Here is an 18,285-nt window from a genome sequence, read left to right as displayed (position 1 = left end):
ATTTTTCGTATATTTACCCCCAGTTTACTAATTGGGAGAATTTGACAGGAAAGCCAGAATAACAGATATGAGACCAGAAGATATCGATAAAAATAATATATCCGAACAAGACGAGCTGAACAAAAACAAAGCCCAAGATACGCCGTCAGAAGAGAACGAAGTGAATGATGAGCAGGAAAACAGCCAGGAACATTCTGAATACAAAGTGCCGGATAAATCGTCCGACCGCATCACACACCATCTTTCCGGTATGTACCAAAGCTGGTTCCTCGATTATGCCTCTTATGTCATTCTGGAACGTGCTGTACCTCACATCAACGACGGTTTAAAGCCCGTACAGCGCCGTATCCTGCATTCTATGAAACGGCTGGATGACGGTCGTTATAACAAAGTGGCCAATATCGTTGGTCATACCATGCAGTTCCATCCGCACGGCGACGCTTCCATCGGTGATGCCTTGGTGCAATTAGGACAAAAAGACCTGCTGATTGACTGTCAGGGAAACTGGGGTAATATTCTGACGGGCGACAGCGCGGCTGCTCCCCGTTATATCGAAGCACGCCTTTCCAAATTTGCCTTGGAAACTGTATTCAATCCGAAGACAACCCAATGGCAGGCTTCTTACGACGGCCGCAACCGCGAACCGGTTACATTGCCGGTCAAGTTTCCACTGTTGCTGGCACAAGGTGTGGAAGGAATTGCCGTAGGTCTTTCTTCCAAAATTCTTCCGCATAACTTCAACGAACTGATTGATGCATCCATCTCATACCTGAAAGGAGAAAAGTTTGCCTTGTATCCGGATTTCCAGACAGGCGGATACATCGATGTCAGTAAATACAACGACGGGGAACGTGGCGGTTCGGTGAAGATCCGTGCCAAGATCAGTAAGCAAGACAACAAGACCCTAGTCATTTCTGAAATCCCGTATGGAAGGACAACATCATCGATCATCGAATCTATTCTGAAAGCAAACGATAAAGGCAAGATCAAGATCAAGAAAGTAGATGACAACACGGCGAAGAATGTTGAAATCCTAGTGCATCTGGCTCCGGGCGTTTCATCAGATAAAACCATTGATGCCCTGTATGCTTTTACGGACTGCGAAATCAGTGTTTCTCCCAACTGCTGTGTCATTAAAGACGACAAGCCACATTTCCTGACCGTCAGCGACGTTTTAAAGCACTCAACGGACAACACGCTGTCGCTGCTGCAAAAAGAGCTGGAGATCGAAAGAGGTGAATTAGAAGAGACCTTGTTCTTTGCTTCATTGGAGAAAATATTCATCGAGGAACGTATCTACAAAGATAAAGAATTCGAACAGGCAGCATCGATGGACGAAGCAATCGCCCATGTAGATAGGCGACTGACACCTTTCAAGCCCCAATTCATCCGCGAAGTCACCCGTGATGACATATTAAAGCTGATGGAAATCAAGATGGCCCGCATCCTGAAATTTAATACGCAAAAATGCGAAGAGCAGATTCTGCAGATCAAGACAGACATCGCCCGCATCCAGGATCATCTGGCCCACATTGTCGATTACACAATCCAATGGTTCCAGATGCTGAAAGAGAAGTATGGAAAGCGTTATCCACGACTGACGGAAATCAGGAGTTTCGACACGATCCAGGCGACTAAAGTGGCCGAAGCCAACGAGAAATTATATATCAACCGCGCGGAAGGCTTCATCGGAACTTCCCTGAAGAAAGACGAGTTTGTGTGCAACTGCTCGGATATCGACGATATTATCATTTTCTACCGTTCCGGTATCTACAAGATCGTCAAAGTTTCAGAAAAGATGTTTGTTGGGAAAGATATCATTTACCTGAATGTATTCAACCGCAACGACAGCCGGACGATCTATAATGTGATTTACCGCGATGGGAAGATGGGAACCAATTTCATCAAACGCTTCGCCATTGGCGGCATTACACGCGACAAGGAATACAATCTGACCAAAGGGACAGAAGGCTCGCGTATCTTGTATTTCAGTGCCAATACCAATGGAGAGGCAGAAACGGTAAAAGTAATTCTGAAACCGAAGTTGCGCCAGAAGCTGCTGATGTTCGAAAAGGACTTCAGTACGATTGCCATTAAAGGACGCAGCTCGATCGGCAATACACTGACGAAGGCTGAAATCCATAAAGTAGTATTAAAACAACGGGGAAGTTCTACGTTAGGCGGACGTATGGTATGGTTCGACTGGGATGTGCTACGTCTCAATTATGATGGAAGAGGAGAGGAGTTAGGAGAATTTCAGAGTTCAGACCTGATCTTGGTAATCCGCCGTAACGGCGAATATTATACAACCAATTTTGACTTGAGCAATCACTATGAAAGTGATATCCTCGTCATCGAGAAATTCCAGCAGACAAAGATATGGACAGCCGCCTATTATGACGCCGATCATAAGGCGCCTTATCTGAAACGCTTCTATCTCGAGCCCGGCAACCGCAGGAATCTGTTAGGTGATAATCCCAAAAGCAGTATTTATCTGCTGACGGATGAATGTTATCCCCGCATAGAAATCATATTCGGCGGCTTTGACAGTGCACGCGAACCGCTCATCATTGAAGCGGAAGAGTTTGTCGTGGCACGAAGTGTCAAAGCCCGGGGGAAACGTTTGACTACGCACCTGGTAGAAACGATCAATGAGCTGGAACCGACCCGTCATCCGGAAACTCACCAGTCTTCGGAAGAAGAAGAAGAACCGGCTGAACCGGAAACAACACCTGCCGAACCGCAGGAAAACCCGGAAGATGTACGGGATGAAATTATGGGACAGATGAAGTTGTTTAAAGACGATGATGTATAGAATTCTTTCCTGCCTGCTCCTGCTTTTCTGGTCAATTCCTGCTTTCCCGCAGGAAGAAGAGCCCACAGAACCGGTCAACGCCGCTACGCTGATCGGTATCGGCGGTTACAACCTGATGGATACTTATCTGACACCCGGAAGCCGGATTCCTTATACAGGCTGGGGACTTCGTGTGATGAACGAAAGGGCAAAAATGACCCGGCTGGCAGATCATCGTATTTCACGCCAGCAGATTTTCAATGCCGATATCGCAAGTATCCGGAACGGAGCAGGCACGACACAGGCCTTCAGCGGCTTTTTGGATTACACGTTGGGATATCACTATCACTTCCATCCCATTCCGGCCTTAAAGCTGCTTGCAGGCGCTTCTGTGCACGCCATGGGAGGATTCATCTACTGTACACGTGTCAGTAATAACCCGGCATCGGCCAAAGCCGATCTGGATCTGAATCTGTCGGTCCAGGCAATCTATAATTTCCAAATACGGAATTATCCGCTGACCATGCGGTATCAAGCGGAAATACCTTTCATCGGCATTCTTTTCTCACCCCATTACGGGCAATCTTATTACGAAATATTCGACCGTGGGAACAAGTCGGGCATCGTACCGTTCACTTCGTTCCACAACAAACTGGCCATGAAGAATTACCTGACAGTCGATTTCCCCGTCGGGAAATTCACCTTCCGAGCCGGTTACTTGAACAGTCTTTATTATCTGGATGTAAATCAGATTCAGAGTTATATTATCTCGCATTCCTTCGTCATCGGCTTTGTAAAAGAATTTATAGCCTTTGGCGGCCGGAAAATGCAACAGACATCCAAACATAACAGCGTATATTATTGATGAAGATGAAACAGTGGTGGTTGATAATCAGTCTAATCGGTCTCTCCGTTCTCGTTTCCTGCCAGGATACGGATGAGTATTCGACGGATCCGCGAGAGAATTTCGAAGCTTTGTGGAAAATACTGGATGAGAATTATTGCTTCTTTGATTACAAACAGGTAGACTGGGACGAAGTGCACGACCGGTATTCCGCCCAATTGACGGACACCATGAACCAGTTCGCGCTGTTCGACCTGATGGCTGAAATGCTGGCCGAGCTGAAAGACGGGCATACAAACCTGTATTCCAGCTTCGACGTGGCACGGTATTGGGAGTGGTATCAGGCTTATCCGCCTAATTTCTATGACGATCTGAATGAACTGTATTTAGGGAAAGACTATAAGATTGCAGGCGGACTGAAATATAAGAAAATGCATAACGACCAGATCGGTTACATCCGCTATGCCAGTTTTTCAAGCGGCATCGGTGAGACGAACCTCGATTATGTGCTCTATTACTTCAAAGACTGCAAGGCCCTGATTATCGACGTACGCGACAATGGAGGAGGAACGCTAACCTATTCAGACCGCTTTGCCTCCCGATTTACCCAGGAACAGGTCTTAAAAGGATATATTCAGCATAAGACAGGCAAAGGACATCAGGATTTTTCCGAGCCTTATCCGGTTTATTTGGAACCAACTGCTTATATTTGTTGGCTGCGTCCGGTAGTTGTGCTGACCAACCGTTATTGTTACAGTGCAGCGAATGATTTCGTACAGACCATGCGGATCTTTCCACAAGTAACGGTCATGGGCGATAAGACAGGCGGAGGAAGCGGATTACCGCTCAATTCCGAGCTTCCGAACGGCTGGCAAGTGCGTTTCTCGGCTTGCCCGATGTTCGATCCGGACAAGAATCTGACGGAGTTCGGTATCGATCCGGACATACACGTAGAAATAACAGAAGAAGATTTAGCACGAGGTGTGGATACAATCATAGAAAGTGCCATTCTGTATTTACAAGGGATCATCGACAAAAACGAATAACCCAAAAGTGAATTTGGCGGAAAAATTTGTTTTTACAGAAAAAAGCATTACTTTTGTAACCGATTTCAAGCGGCTGTGGTGTAATTGGTAGCCACGTCAGACTTAGGATCTGATGCTTCACGGCGTGGGGGTTCGAGTCCCTTCAGCCGCACAAACAAACTCCTCGTAAACAATTTCTGTTTGCCAGGAGTTTTTTTTATAGCTATAATTAATTACTGAGGTTATGAGAAGAGAGTCAAAAGGTATTTTCTTATTCGTCTGTTTCAGTTTGCTGGCCTTTTTCGGGAAAGCACAATCTGACGACTTGGGTGCACGATTGAAACAAACGCTCGCCGGAAAAGCTGCGACCGTCGGCGTCGCTGTCATATTCAACGGCAATGAATTAGTAACGGTCAATAACATGTACCGCTATCCGATGATGAGTACCTATAAATTTCATCAGGCCCTTTCCGTGCTCGATTACCTCAATAAAAACGAGAAAGACTTATCGACCGAGGTTTTAGTCAAACAATCGGAACTGTTAGCCAATACGCACAGTCCGATGCGTGACGCTAATCCGAAAGGGAATTTCCTCATGAGTGTAGGAGACTTATTGAAATACTCGCTTATCGACAGCGATAACAATGCCTGCGATGTCTTGTTCGATCTGATAGGCGGCCCGAAGGAAACCGAGAAATATATTCACAAACTGGGAATTGAAGACGTGGCTATCTCGCAAACCGAATCGCTGATGCACGCCAATCCCGACAATTGCTTGCTCAACTGGTGCAAGCCGTCGTCGGCCGTCCTCTTGCTGGAAACATTCCTGCAGCAACCGGTATGCAGCAAAAGCCAGAAGTTATTTATCGAACGGGCTATGGCCGATTGCAGCACCGGAAAAGACAAGCTGAAAGCCGGACTCCCGAAAGACGTCCTGCTAGCCCACAAGACCGGCAGCTCTGATCGCAACGAATTTGGCTACAAGATAGCCGATAACGACATGGGCTTCGTCGTATTGCCTAACGGACAATATTATACCATTGCCGTTTTCGTGATGAATTCACGCGAATCAGACAAGAAGAACGCCCGCATCATTGCTGATGTTTCCCGCGTTGTCTATGAATATTTCATCGAACACTATAAAAAATAAAACTATTAACATTAATTATGTACGAAAGTCTTGTCTGGTCTATTGACAAGCCGTACATTTGCAATGTGGTTTTTTCATAATAGTATTAGATTTAAGGTTAACAAAGTTTGATTAGGGGTTGTCGTGAGACAGCCTTTAATTGTTTATAGACGTACCGAAACTTTTTCCCCTTTTTCCAAATCCATTTTCAAGACTTTATTATTCATCATTCCCGGGATAATCATTCTTTTCCGATCGATTTGTCATGCAAATCCTACGACGTTTTAATTGTTTGACAACTGTGCTAAAGCTTTTCCATAGAAGTCAAAAAGCTTTAGCACATATATGGAAAAGCTTTACGACTACTGTCAAACAATTAAGAAGTAACGAGAATCAAATGCAAAACCAACGAGAATCAAAAAACATTCCTACGAGACAAGGAAAGGAAAGCCTAGGGAGATGCCAACAAAGCCTCAAAAAATGGTTTCAAAACCGGAATCAGAATTTTACAGCCTATTACCCTATCAATAAAAGCATTACGGATAAAAACAGACAATTTAACCCCTTCAAAACTCGAAAATTTGGAAGCGACCTGACCATCGGCCCGAAATATGCGAGTTTTGGAGGGGTTAAATATGATTAATGAGCCTCCAACCAGTTTTTCCCTTCACCGCAATCGGCTATCAAAGGCACGCGAAGTTGCAGGACGTGTTCCATACAATCCAATACAATTTCCTTGACACGGTCGAATTCTTCTTTCCGGACATTAAAATTCAATTCATCATGTACCTGAAGAATCATCCGGCTTTTCAGATGCTCCGCTTCAAACTGCTGATGAATATGGATCATCGCCAGCTTGATGATATCGGCCGCACTTCCCTGAATGGGCGCATTGATCGCATTTCGTTCAGCATAACCACGCACGACAGCATTGTGCGAATTAATATCCGGCAAAAAGCGTTTCCGCTTGAACAAGGTTTCAACATACCCCTTTTCTTTGGCCACACGAATACTTTCTTCCATATATTCTTTGACCCGCGGATAGGTTTGGAAATAGCCATCGATTAGCTCTTTTGATTCGGCCCTCGGAATGCCCAAACGCTCGGCAAGGCCAAAGACCGAGATTCCATAAATAATACCGAAATTGGCAGTCTTGGCTTTCCGGCGCATATCGCTGGTGACTTCTTCTACCGGAATACCATAAATCTTGGCAGCTGTAGCCGCATGAATATCCGCTCCGCTGCAAAAGGCTTCTACCATGTGCGGATCATTACTCAGGTGAGCCATCAGACGCAATTCAATCTGCGAATAATCGGCCGAGAAGAAAATGCAGTCATCATCGTCGGCAATAAAAGCTTTGCGGATCTCACGCCCCAATTCATCCCGCACCGGAATATTCTGTAAGTTCGGATTGGTGGAACTCAAACGTCCGGTAGCGGTTACAGCCTGGTTGAACGAGGTATGAATCTTTCCGGTTTCTGGATGGATCAACGCCGGCAACGCATCAATATATGTACTCAGCAGTTTCTTGATGCCACGATATTCCAACAACTTGCCGACGATCGGATGTTTTCCCCGTATCTTTTCCAAGACTTCTTCGCTGGTACTATAACCGCCTGTTTTGGTTTTCTTCGCCTTTTCATCCAGCTTCAGCTTGTCAAACAAGATTTCACCGACCTGTTTGGTCGAATTGATGTTGAAGGTTTGGCCCGCCAGTTCATAAATAGACTGCTCCAGGGCGATCAGCTGCTGGCTCAGGACTTCAGATGACTGCTTCAAGGCTTCTGTATCCAGTTTTACACCCGTTGCCTCCATTTCAGCCAGGACATAGATCAAAGGCATTTCCATCTCAAAGAACAACGTTTCTACGTCTTCCTGCTTCAATAACGGAGCAAAGTAATGCTTCAGCCGCAATGTCACATCCGCGTCTTCGGCGGCATATTCTTTGATCTGCTCGATCGGAACTGTTCGCATTGAGGCCTGTTTCTTTCCTTTCGGACCGATTAAATCTTCAATCGGAACCGTCTTATATTTCAGATAAGTCTCCGCCAGATAATCCATGCCATGACGTAATTCCGGATTCAGCAGATAATGAGCGATCATCGTATCAAATAAAGGTCCTTTCACCCGAACACCATACTTCCGCAAAGCCAGGATATCGAACTTGATATTTTGGCCGACCTTTTCAATCTCCGGATGCTGTAAGGCTGGCGCCAAGCGAAGAACGATATCAGTAGCTTCTTCGCGGTTTGCCGGAACCGGGACATACCAAGCTTCCTGTTCACGAATAGCAAAAGACATACCGACCAAAGCAGCCGTCAATGGATCCAGACCTTCCGTTTCTGTATCGAAAGCAAACGATTTTTCCCGTAACAGCTGCTCACATAAAGCGATTTGTTTCTCTGCTGTATCAGCCAGGTAGTAGGAGTGAGGTGTAGTCTGTATATCGGCCAGAGAAGAAGTCTCCGGCTCGACTGCTGGTTCTGTCGCAAACAGATCAAACTGAACGGCTGCCGCCGGTTCCTTCGTGGCTGGAGAAGCCGTTGATTCACCTTTCAACCGGTTGATAAAGGTCTTAAATTCCAACTCCGTGTACAGCTCAACCAAACGATCTTCGTCTGGTGCCACCCGTTTACACTGGGCAGCATCAAATGTAATCGGCACATCCGTCTTAATCGTTGCCAAGAACTTCGAGAAACGGATCTGCTCTACATTCTCTTCCACCTTCTTCTTCTGGGCTCCTTTCAGTTTATCTGTATTTGCCAACAGATTCTCGATCGAACCAAACTCGGCTAACAGCTTCTGTGCGGTCTTCTCACCAACGCCGGGACAACCCGGAATATTATCAGCCGTATCGCCCATCAGACCGAGCAGATCAATCACCTGGGCCGTGGATGTCAGCTGATACTTTTCCAGCACTTCCGGAACACCCAGCACTTCATAGTCACCGCCAAATTTCGGACGATACATATAAATATGATCTGCCACCAACTGGCCGTAATCCTTATCGGGAGTCATCATATACACCTCAAAGCCTTCACTGGCGGCCTGTTTAGCTACCGTTCCGATCACATCGTCGGCTTCATAATAAGGAACCTCCAGAATCGGAATACGGTAGGCCTGAATAATCTCCTTAATGACAGGAACAGACTGCCGGATAACTTCGGGCGTCTCTTCACGCTGCGCCTTGTACTGTTCGAAGGCTTCGTGCCGGAAAGTCGGTCCTTTCGGATCAAAAGCAACAGCAATATGTGTAGGTTGCTCACGCTTCAGAATATCTTCCAGCGTATTGATAAAGCCAAAGATAGCCGACGTATTTACACCTTTTGAATTGATTCTCGGATTCTTAATAAAAGCATAATACGAACGATAGATCAATGCATACGCATCTATAAGGAATAGCTTCATGTCTTTTAACAGGTTTTTTGATGTGACAAATCTCGGTAAATGTACAAAAAAAGTCGCTTACTCGATACTTTTTGTTACATTTGCGCATCGTTAATTCAGATATGGTAGATAGAAGTATTATAGAAAAGCCTGTAGCCGCAGAATTTGCCCGCTTCAATGATGAATTCGAATCATCATTGCGGAGTGACACGCGTCTTCTTCAAGCAGTCATAGACCGGATTCTGACATCAACCGGAAAGCATGTCCGCCCGTTATTGGTCTTATTGGCAGCTAAAGCTTGTGGGAATGTAACTGAAAGTACTATCAATGCCGCAGTATTCCTGGAATTATTGCATACAGCAACACTGATACATGATGATGTCATTGACGAGACAAAACAGCGCCGTGGCGTTCCTTCTCTCAATGCCGTCTTCGATAACCGGGTAGCTGTACTAACAGGCGACTATGTATTGTCATCTGCCTTAATCCGTTCTATCCAGACCGGAAACCTTCGGATTATTGGAATCGTCTCCAATTTAGGGAAAGACCTTTCGGAAGGAGAAATCAAGCAGATGGAAAATGCCGACGAGAGCATCGTCGATGAAGCCTGCTACATGCAGGTCATTTATAAAAAGACAGCAACCCTGTTAGCGGCCTGTACCACGATCGGAGCCATTTCTGCTGACGCTTCTGAAGAGAATATCCAGCTGCTGCATGAATTTGGTGTCAACTTAGGATATGCCTTCCAGATCAAAGATGATATATTTGATTACTTCCACGAACTGAATATCGGGAAACCGACCGGGAATGATATTCGGGAAGGGAAAGTAACCTTACCTTTACTGCACGCACTCAAGCAGGGTAGGGAAGAGGCGGCTCATTTCCTTGACATCATCTTGCGGAAAGATTTCACCGATGAGCATATTGAACAGCTCATTTCGTTTGCCAAAGCCAACGGCGGTATTGAATATGCCGAAGCCAAGATGCAAACATACTATCAACAGGCTGTAGATATTTTACAGAAACTGCCGAATTCACCGGCAAAAGAAGCCCTCGAGAATTTAGCGAAATACGTCATTACACGTCAGAAATAAGAAAGAGGCATAGAAGTTCCAAAATCTATGCCTCTTTTTCTTATTTATAAACCGATATTACTTACCTAAACGGTGTTCGATATCGCCCACCAGACTGCTGGCTCCAATACGGAATAAATCGTTTGTCAGCCATTCATTGCCCAATACTTCCTTGACAATCGTATAATAGTTGACTGCATCTTCGGCAGTACGGATTCCTCCGGAAACTTTAATACCAACTTTACGACCGGTCAATTCGTGATAACGGCGAATTACCTGACACATCACATAGGCAGCTTCCGGCGAAGCGCCCGGATAACCTTTGCCAGTAGAAGTCTTGATAAAATCAGCATTCGAATATAAGGCCAAAATAGATGCCTTACGGATATTCTCAGCCGTAGCCAACGCGCCCGTTTCCAAGATTACTTTCAGATGAGCATCCCGACAGCTATCCTTGATTTCGGCCAATTCATCGCACATATCCTCGTAATTTTCCTCCATGAAATAGCCTAAATTGATAACAACATCTATCTCATCTGCTCCCTGCATCACGCACATGGCTGTTTCTGCCACCTTTACTTCCGTAAATGTCTGGGAAGCCGGGAAGCCACCACTCACAGCTGCAACCTTTACATGCTCAGCCGTCAATGCCTGCTTGACTGTTTCCACGAAAATAGGATATACACAAATAGCCGCTACATTAGGCACATCCGGACGCGTACCTTCATAATCATTAACTGATTCAACCATCTTCCAGATACTCTCTTTCGTATCCAGGCTAGTCAATGACGTCAGATCGATGAAACCGTGGATTTTCTTCAATACTTCCGGCGTGAAGTTCTCTTTCGCATGCTTATCCAATAGAGCGGTCACCTGAGCTTTTACTTCCTCATTGGTTCCGGCTGGTTCAAATTTACCAAACGCCTCATGATATTTGTCGGCATTGACCTTGGCAAACTCTTCAGAACGTTCTTCCATTCCGTGATCATGTTCGCAACCACAATGGCAATCGTGCGTATGTTCCATATCTTATAGTTTTTGATTGTTTATATGTCTTTCTTTATCGCGATCCGTCTTCTTCTGCAGATTCTTTTCAAAGGCAGCTGTCAGGTCGATTCCTGTCTGGTTTGCCAAACAGATCAACACCCACAGGACATCGGCCATTTCATCGCCTAAATCTTTCTGCTTGTCACTTTCCTTAAAGGACTGCTCTCCATAAATACGGGCAATCAAACGGGCGACTTCACCGACTTCTTCCGTCAGAATCGCCATATTCGTCAGCTCATTGAAATAACGGACACCATACGTCTTTATCCATTCATCAACCCGTTGCTGCGCTTCTCGAAGCGTTACTTCCTGTTCCATACTTATTTTTTGTTCTGCGTATCGATCCAGATTGTTACCGGACCATCATTCAACAATTCCACCTTCATGTCGGCACCAAATGTTCCGGTCTGTACTTCCTTTCCCAAATGAAGCCCCATTTCAGCACAGAACTTCTCATACATCGGAATAGCGAAATCCGGTTTAGAGGCCTTTAAATAGGAGGGACGATTTCCTTTCTTCGTAGAAGCCTGCAAAGTAAACTGGCTGACAACTAAAATTTCGCCGCCTATTTCTACGACAGAACGATTCATAACCCCGTTTTCATCGTCGAAGATACGCAAATTACATATCTTCTTACAAAGCCATTCAATATCTTCCTGCGTATCCCGGTCTTCTATTCCAACCAGGACCAGCATACCTTTTCCGATCTTTGATTTCAACGAACCATCAATCGTAACGGAAGCATGCTGCACACGCTGAATTACTGTTCTCATATTATATAAACTTATTTTGTTGTTTCTTGGTTCAAACTTTCTTTTACTAATCTGGCCTTCGCTTCGCCTACTACTTTTGCCAAATCTTCCAGATTCGCTTCCCGAATTCGTTTCACGCTCTTAAACTCCAACAGAAGGGCTGTTTTCGTCTTTTCACCGACACCTTTGATTGTATCCAATTCCGAACGGGTTTGTCCTTTGCTCCGTTTGTCTTTATGGAATGTAATAGCAAAACGATGCACTTCGTCCTGCATACGAGTCAGCAGATGAAACAACGGACTGTCTAATTTCATGCCGATCACTTCCGGAGGAAAGCCATACAACAATTCAGCCGTCCGGTGACGATTATCCTTGGCCAAGCCGGCAATTGGAATGGAAAGATGTAATTCATCCTCCACAACCGAACGCACTACTTCCATTTGTCCCTTTCCACCGTCAGTAATAATCAAATTGGGTAGGGGAGCTTTTTCATCCAGGAGCCGCTGATAGCGCCGACGAACAACTTCCTTCATGGAAGCATAATCATCAGGACCGACAACCGTTTTGATATTATATTTCCGATAATCCGACTTGGAAGGTTTTCCCATCTTAAAGACTACACAAGCCGCAACCGGATCACTTCCCTGAATATTGGAATTATCAAAACATTCGATTTGAACGGGCAATTCTTTCAGATGTAACGCTTCCTGAATTTCTTTCAGCAAACGTGTATTCCGTTGTTCCGGATTCAATTTCTCGGCCTGCTTCAATTTATCGACTTTATACTGCTTTCCATTCATAATCGATAAATCCAACAATTTTTTCTTATCGCCCCGCTGAGGAACGGTAATTGTCACGCCATCGAGTTCCAGATCCAAAGGGAAAGGAACAATAATTTCCCGAGCCCGACTTTCGAAACGCTTTCGCATTTCAATAATACCCATGACCAATAAATCCTCTTTGCTTTCATCCAATCTCTTTTTATACTCGAATGTATAGGCTTGGACAACGGCGCCATTTCCGATATGCAGATAGTTGATATAAGCAGACGGATCATTTTCGGTAATCGAAAATACATCTATATTATGCAGCATCGGCGGAACAACCGTTGATCGGGAACGATAATTTTCGATGGCTTCATACTTTTCCTTTACCTTTTGTGCTTCTTCAAACTTCAGCTCAGCAGCCAGCCGTTGCATCTCGTCAAAGAGATGTTTACTTACCTGCGAAATGTTTCCCCGCAGGATTTCCTTAATTTCCGAAATATTCTGCTGGTATTCTTCCAGTGTCTGTAAACCTTCGCACGGACCTTTACAGCGTTTGATATGATATTCCAGACAAACCTTATACCGTCCTTCCCGAATAGACTCGGGGGTTAACGGATACTTGCAGGTGCGGATTGGATAAAGATCCTTGATCAGTTGCAACATCACTTTGGCTGTATAAACAGAAGGATAGGGGCCATAATAACGGGAACCGTCACGAACGATATTCCGCGTCTGATAAACCCGAGGAAAATATTCATTCTTGACTACGATCGAAGGATAAGTTTTATCGTCTTTCAATAAGACATTATATCGCGGATGATATTGTTTGATCAGATTATTCTCCAACAGCAAGGCATCTTCTTCCGTCTCTACTACGAAATACTTGATATCTCGAATCTGCTTCACAAGTACCCTCGTCTTATTGCTATCATGCTGTTTATTGAAATAAGACGACACCCGTCGTTTCAGGTTCTTTGCCTTTCCAACATAGATGATCGTCCCTTTCTCATCAAAGTATTGATAACACCCAGGCTTCTCCGGGATAACCGCCAAGATCGTCTTAATATGTTCAAGTATATCTTTACTCATCCGTATTTCTATTCATTTATTCTCCTAAAACCAGCCATTTACATGAATCACCTAAAGTAATGTTTCACGTGGAACATCAGCTTAACGTCCCATCAACACCAATAAGATATTAATATCGCTCGGGGAAATTCCAGGGATTCTACTTGCCTGAGCGATGGTTTCAGGATCAATCCGGCAGAGCTTCTGCCGCGCTTCGGTCGATAAAGATTGGATACTGTTATAATCGAACTTTCCTTTAATCCGGATATTCTCCAAACGGTTTATCTTGTCGGCAATCATTTGCTCGCGCTTGATATATCCGCTATACTTCATCAGGATTTCGGCAGCTTCAATAATTTCTTCCTTACGAGACAAGGATACTTTATCGAGTTCCGCTTTTAAGGCAGGAATCAAATCGGCCAGCTTATACAAATCCAACTGCGGACGAAGAACCAGATCAAAGAGTTTGCAACCATGAGCTAGGGGAGCAGTGCCCAAACTTTCCAGACCGGCATTAATATATTGCGGCTTGACTGAATAATTCTCACAGAAATGAATCAGCTGATCGCGCTGCTCTTTTTTCTCCTGAAGTAAATGATAACGGTATTCGTTGGCCAAACCTAATTGATAAGACTTTTCCGTCAGACGCATATCCGCATCGTCCTGACGAAGCAGAATACGATATTCAGCCCGCGATGTAAACATACGATAGGGTTCATCTACACCTTTTGTTACCAAGTCATCGATCAATACGCCAATATAAGCTTCATCTCGTCCCAAGACAAAAGGATTGCCTCCATGACAATTAATATGCGCGTTGATGCCTGCTACCAGACCTTGGCCGCCGGCTTCTTCATATCCGGTCGTACCATTAATCTGTCCGGCAAAGAAGAGGTTCTTGATTTGCTTCGTCTCCAGATTATGATTCAACTGTGTCGGATCGAAGAAATCGTATTCAATCGCATATCCCGGACGATAAATCTGCACATCACGGAAAGCTGGGATTGCCTGCAAGGCTCGCAACTGTATCTGCAAGGGCAGGGAAGAAGAGAATCCGTTCAAATATAATTCATGTGTATTTTCGCCTTCCGGCTCCAGGAAAAGCTGATGCTGGGTTTTATCGGCAAACGTAACGATCTTCGTTTCGATACTGGGGCAATAACGCGGACCAATACTTTTAATCTGTCCGTTGTAAAGAGGAGAGTCGGGGAGACCTTCCCGAAGAATTTCATGAACACGTTCGTTGGTAAAGCAAGTCCAGCAGCAAAGCTGTTTCAATTCGCGGTGTGACGTATCCAGATAAGAAAACTTATGGAAATCGTTTTCACCGGGTTGTTCTACCAAATCTTCAAAGTGTACGCTCCGGGAATCAATACGCACCGGCGTTCCGGTTTTCATTCGGGAAGAACGGATACCTAAAGAGACCAACTGCTCCGTCAGTCCTGTCGAAGCTGGTTCCGAAATACGACCGCCCCGAATTTGAGTCCGCCCGATATGCATCAAACCATTCAGGAATGTTCCGTTGGTAAGGACAACCGCTCCGGCACGAAACTCAACCTGCATGCCAGTCTTTACGCCACAAACGCGACCGTTCTCGATGATCAATTCGTTTACGCTGTCCTGCCACATCCACAGATTCGGCGTATTTTCCAGGACGTGCCGCCAGGTTTCAATAAAGCGGGCACGATCACTCTGCGCTCTCGGGCTCCACATAGCCGGACCTTTACTCCGATTCAGCATCCGGAATTGAATGGCTGTCCGGTCGGTTACAATCCCCATAAAACCACCCATCGCATCGATTTCACGAACGATCTGTCCTTTGGCGATTCCTCCGACAGCCGGATTACAACTCATTTGCGCAATCTTGTTCATGTCCATCGTGATCAGCAACGTACGCGAACCTAAATTGGCCGCAGCGGCAGCGGCTTCGCAGCCCGCATGTCCTGCTCCTACTACTATTACATCGTAATCGAATCTCATCTCTCAATATCTTAGTTTCTTTCTGCAAAGATAGTTAGAAATGAGATAGGATTTATGAGGGAAGTATGGTTTTACTTTTTGTTATCATTTTCGGATTGTCCGGCCAATTCCTGCATATCATCCATGGTAAAATTGCCTGTCATCCGGATAACCACATAAGAAGAATCGGTATCGGCCAGCATAATCATCTCATGGAGTTTGTCGCCGTTCTTCTTCACCATAAAGTCGGCTTTCGTTCCATCCGATTTTACCTTCATCCACGATTCATAGGTTTTACCAATGGCGGCATGAAAGTCTTTTTTCATCTCTTCACGGACGGCAGCATCTTCAGTTGACAGCACTTGCAGGTTGTCAATCTTTCCTTTCAGATGAATCAGGTTCAAACCGGCAGCCGAGAGTTCCGGCATCATCTGAAACATGGATTTGGATATATAAACCGAGGATACATGATCCATATCGGAGAACTTATCAAATAACTTGTCCTGTGCATAGCCCGTCAAGCTTAAGCACAATAAGCAAACGATTAAAAGAATCTGATGTTTCATTTTGTCTGATCATTTATATGTTTCGTCACTACTGCATGTATCTTTTCCATTTCCTGCCGGGCCTGATTCATTTCGCCAAAGCCTTTATTCAGGTTTTGCGACAACAAAGTCAAGGCTTGTTCGGCAGCCATTGCGGCTTCCTCCGGATTATCGAATGTATCTTTCGGTCGGGCATCTGAAGCCGAGAAATAAGCTGTTGTCCCTACTCCCAATACCAGCAAAATACTTGCTGCCACACACCAGCGTCTGATCCGGTTTCTGTACATTGGAATACGGACCGATTTCTTTTCATCCGCTGCCAGCCGGTCAATATGCCGTTCGAGTCGCTCTTCCAGATGTACCGGCACCTGGCTTTGATCCTTCAACGCCCGTCTGATTAATTCGTCTATTTGCTGATCATTCATTTCCATACAGTTTTTTGAATTGCTCGCGTATTGTTTTCCGGGCACGCGAAAGTAAAACCCGAATATTGCCGGCGGTGTAACCGGTGATCTGTTCGATCTCTTCCACTGAATAATCTTCCACACCCTGCAACCTCAGTACCTGTTGCTGATTCAAGGGAAGCTCATTGATCCAGCGCTGCACTTGCCGAATCTGATCTTTCTCTTCCGTTTCCTTTTCCGGAGATGAGTCAGACAGAAACTCTCCTGCATCTTCCAGCTCGGCTGCCGGCTGACTGGCCCGCGGAGAACGAAGATAATCCAGGCAGAAATGCTTGACCAATGTAATGGCATACGCTTCTGGATTCCGGACAGCCGCCAGCTCTTCCTTCCGTTCCCACAGACGTGAATAAACTTCCTGTACGATATCCTCAGCTTCTTCCTGATTCCCGACCAAGGCAAATGCGATCCGATAAAGCTTTGCATGAAACGGAAGATAAAGACGCTTAAAGATATCAGCGGTCACTTCCATGATCCTGTATGACTTGTTCGATATCCGATGGTTTAATCTTTCCTTTCAGGCGAACGACAGCCACCTCGTCGTCGACATGACAAATCACCATCTCCCGAATCATTTCATCTTTTATCTTCACGAATATCTTGGTCCGTTCCCCATTTTCCGAATGCGAAACAAGCGGTTCAAAGTCGGGGTCATGTAAGTCGGCTATAGCCTGTCCAAACTTCGTCCGGACTTCATCCGAACAATGCTCCAGACACAAAACGTCGATGTGCTTTACTCCGTAAGTATCCGTAAACATACTGCCGAGAGCCATCGCTGCAGTGCCTAAAGAAACCCGTGTCACTTCCTGCTGCGAGGCCAGTTCATCTATAAAATGCTCCATGCCTCTCGCCTGCATTCCGGTTGCAGCCATCCATAAAAGTCCCGCCAAAAATAAACCTTTCATCTTCATATCCGTTAGTTTTATCTATTCATTAAACATTCATTCAAGCGAGCTTCGCCAGTCGTGCACGTTTTCTGAAGCGCTTTCATTTATATGACGATTTAGCCACCGCATTCGTTACAAAATAATCGGGATTTTTTGAGGATACAAATCTAGGTAATCCATACAAAAAGTTTCAATCATACTTGAAACTTTTGGCAAAAACAGAAAAAGTTTCAACTATACTTGAAACTTTTGGAAATTCTGGAAGAAAAAAAGAAAATCCAATAGGGAAAACTTACTCATCCGCAGACGGAAAAAGTCAATTCTAACGGGAAATTCTTTAGTTCACGTCGTGAACTAAGTAATCCACGCCGTGAACTACTTAATCCACGGCGAGAACTAAGTAATTCACGACGTGGATTAAAGAATTACTGACGAGGATTCAAACTTTTCCCGGCGAGTATTAAAGTTTTAATCGGCAGTATGGCAACTATCACCGGTCTCCTATCAGAACTAGGAAACGTACCGACAGAAAAAAACCGTAGCACAA

Annotated in this window: 15 protein-coding genes and 1 tRNA gene; 6 read left to right on the top strand and 10 right to left on the bottom strand. The window is 45.1% G+C overall.

Features of this window, described 5'->3' with window-relative positions; genetic code table 11:
- Positions 1-67: 67 nt before the first annotated feature.
- From NEE14_RS11895 to bla, 5 genes are all read left to right on the top strand, one after another.
- Positions 68-2,815, top strand: coding sequence for a DNA gyrase/topoisomerase IV subunit A (locus NEE14_RS11895; protein WP_251966678.1), 2,748 nt, complete (start codon positions 68-70; stop codon positions 2,813-2,815).
- The gene (locus NEE14_RS11890; protein ID WP_251966677.1) at positions 2,805-3,659 is read left to right on the top strand and encodes a DUF3316 domain-containing protein; all 855 of its coding nucleotides are present in this window, start codon (positions 2,805-2,807) and stop codon (positions 3,657-3,659) included. Before NEE14_RS11895 ends, NEE14_RS11890 begins: the two co-directional genes overlap by 11 nt.
- A 5-nt stretch (positions 3,660-3,664) precedes the next feature.
- Positions 3,665-4,684, top strand: coding sequence for a S41 family peptidase (locus tag NEE14_RS11885; protein ID WP_251966676.1), 1,020 nt, complete (start codon positions 3,665-3,667; stop codon positions 4,682-4,684).
- 69 nt (positions 4,685-4,753) lie between these two features.
- A tRNA-Leu gene (locus NEE14_RS11880) sits at positions 4,754-4,835 on the top strand.
- A gap of 72 nt (positions 4,836-4,907) precedes the next feature.
- On the top strand, positions 4,908-5,813 hold the full coding sequence (gene bla, locus NEE14_RS11875) for a class A beta-lactamase, subclass A2 (RefSeq protein WP_251966675.1): 906 nt from the start codon (positions 4,908-4,910) through the stop codon (positions 5,811-5,813).
- A 618-nt stretch (positions 5,814-6,431) separates the two neighbouring features.
- On the opposite strand, the gene polA is transcribed toward bla, so the two are convergent.
- A complete protein-coding gene (gene polA / locus NEE14_RS11870) occupies positions 6,432-9,200 on the bottom strand; it encodes a DNA polymerase I (protein WP_251966674.1) in 2,769 nt (922 codons plus the stop codon).
- Between the two features lie 101 nt (positions 9,201-9,301).
- Between polA and NEE14_RS11865 the strand changes: the two genes are divergently transcribed.
- Complete coding sequence (locus tag NEE14_RS11865) at positions 9,302-10,273, top strand: polyprenyl synthetase family protein (protein ID WP_251966673.1); 972 nt, start codon at positions 9,302-9,304, stop codon at positions 10,271-10,273.
- A 57-nt stretch (positions 10,274-10,330) separates the two neighbouring features.
- Here NEE14_RS11865 and deoC read toward each other — a convergent pair whose 3' ends face one another.
- The 9 genes from deoC to NEE14_RS11820 all read right to left on the bottom strand — a co-directional run bounded on the left by deoC (position 10,331) and on the right by NEE14_RS11820 (position 17,762).
- Entirely contained in the window at positions 10,331-11,278 is a 948-nt protein-coding gene (deoC, locus tag NEE14_RS11860) for a deoxyribose-phosphate aldolase (RefSeq protein WP_251966672.1), read from the bottom strand.
- Between the two features lie 3 nt (positions 11,279-11,281).
- On the bottom strand, positions 11,282-11,617 hold the full coding sequence (locus NEE14_RS11855) for a nucleotide pyrophosphohydrolase (protein WP_251966671.1): 336 nt from the start codon (positions 11,615-11,617) through the stop codon (positions 11,282-11,284).
- Positions 11,618-11,619: 2 nt separating this feature from the next.
- A complete protein-coding gene (gene dtd, locus NEE14_RS11850; RefSeq protein ID WP_251966670.1) occupies positions 11,620-12,072 on the bottom strand; it encodes a D-aminoacyl-tRNA deacylase in 453 nt (150 codons plus the stop codon).
- Between the two features lie 11 nt (positions 12,073-12,083).
- A complete protein-coding gene (gene uvrC / locus NEE14_RS11845; RefSeq protein ID WP_251966669.1) occupies positions 12,084-13,907 on the bottom strand; it encodes an excinuclease ABC subunit UvrC in 1,824 nt (607 codons plus the stop codon).
- An 81-nt stretch (positions 13,908-13,988) separates the two neighbouring features.
- A complete protein-coding gene (gene mnmG / locus NEE14_RS11840) occupies positions 13,989-15,866 on the bottom strand; it encodes a tRNA uridine-5-carboxymethylaminomethyl(34) synthesis enzyme MnmG (protein ID WP_251966668.1) in 1,878 nt (625 codons plus the stop codon).
- Between the two features lie 71 nt (positions 15,867-15,937).
- The gene (locus NEE14_RS11835; RefSeq protein WP_251966667.1) at positions 15,938-16,411 is read right to left on the bottom strand and encodes a DUF4252 domain-containing protein; all 474 of its coding nucleotides are present in this window, start codon (positions 16,409-16,411) and stop codon (positions 15,938-15,940) included.
- The gene (locus NEE14_RS11830; RefSeq protein WP_251966666.1) at positions 16,408-16,815 is read right to left on the bottom strand and encodes a hypothetical protein; all 408 of its coding nucleotides are present in this window, start codon (positions 16,813-16,815) and stop codon (positions 16,408-16,410) included. Before NEE14_RS11830 ends, NEE14_RS11835 begins: the two co-directional genes overlap by 4 nt.
- Positions 16,808-17,317 (bottom strand): RNA polymerase sigma factor, encoded by a 510-nt coding sequence (locus NEE14_RS11825; RefSeq protein WP_251966741.1) that lies wholly within the window; start codon positions 17,315-17,317, stop codon positions 16,808-16,810. Before NEE14_RS11825 ends, NEE14_RS11830 begins: the two co-directional genes overlap by 8 nt.
- Positions 17,307-17,762, bottom strand: a complete 456-nt coding sequence (locus NEE14_RS11820; protein ID WP_251966665.1) for a DUF4252 domain-containing protein — start codon at positions 17,760-17,762, stop codon at positions 17,307-17,309. Before NEE14_RS11820 ends, NEE14_RS11825 begins: the two co-directional genes overlap by 11 nt.
- Positions 17,763-18,285 lie beyond the last annotated feature (523 nt).

The organism is Parabacteroides sp. AD58 (assembly GCF_023744375.2).
Classification (GTDB): Bacteria; Bacteroidota; Bacteroidia; order Bacteroidales; family Tannerellaceae; genus Parabacteroides; species Parabacteroides absconsus.
The sequence above is the reverse complement of the archived record's forward strand: the minus strand, read 5'-3'. Positions and strand labels throughout refer to the sequence as shown.

What these genes read in the sequence shown, in the direction of transcription:
- mnmG (WP_251966668.1), bottom strand. Translation starts at nt 15,866, where the DNA reads ATGAGATTCGATTACGATGTAATAGTAGTAGGAGCAGGACATGCGGGC.
- polA (WP_251966674.1), bottom strand. Translation starts at nt 9,200, where the DNA reads ATGAAGCTATTCCTTATAGATGCGTATGCATTGATCTATCGTTCGTAT.
- NEE14_RS11895 (WP_251966678.1), top strand. Translation starts at nt 68, where the DNA reads ATGAGACCAGAAGATATCGATAAAAATAATATATCCGAACAAGACGAG.
- NEE14_RS11855 (WP_251966671.1), bottom strand. Translation starts at nt 11,617, where the DNA reads ATGGAACAGGAAGTAACGCTTCGAGAAGCGCAGCAACGGGTTGATGAA.
- deoC (WP_251966672.1), bottom strand. Translation starts at nt 11,278, where the DNA reads ATGGAACATACGCACGATTGCCATTGTGGTTGCGAACATGATCACGGA.
- NEE14_RS11835 (WP_251966667.1), bottom strand. Translation starts at nt 16,411, where the DNA reads ATGAAACATCAGATTCTTTTAATCGTTTGCTTATTGTGCTTAAGCTTG.
- NEE14_RS11865 (WP_251966673.1), top strand. Translation starts at nt 9,302, where the DNA reads ATGGTAGATAGAAGTATTATAGAAAAGCCTGTAGCCGCAGAATTTGCC.
- NEE14_RS11820 (WP_251966665.1), bottom strand. Translation starts at nt 17,762, where the DNA reads ATGAAGATGAAAGGTTTATTTTTGGCGGGACTTTTATGGATGGCTGCA.
- dtd (WP_251966670.1), bottom strand. Translation starts at nt 12,072, where the DNA reads ATGAGAACAGTAATTCAGCGTGTGCAGCATGCTTCCGTTACGATTGAT.
- bla (WP_251966675.1), top strand. Translation starts at nt 4,908, where the DNA reads ATGAGAAGAGAGTCAAAAGGTATTTTCTTATTCGTCTGTTTCAGTTTG.
- uvrC (WP_251966669.1), bottom strand. Translation starts at nt 13,907, where the DNA reads ATGAGTAAAGATATACTTGAACATATTAAGACGATCTTGGCGGTTATC.
- NEE14_RS11890 (WP_251966677.1), top strand. Translation starts at nt 2,805, where the DNA reads ATGATGTATAGAATTCTTTCCTGCCTGCTCCTGCTTTTCTGGTCAATT.
- NEE14_RS11885 (WP_251966676.1), top strand. Translation starts at nt 3,665, where the DNA reads ATGAAACAGTGGTGGTTGATAATCAGTCTAATCGGTCTCTCCGTTCTC.
- NEE14_RS11830 (WP_251966666.1), bottom strand. Translation starts at nt 16,815, where the DNA reads ATGAATGATCAGCAAATAGACGAATTAATCAGACGGGCGTTGAAGGAT.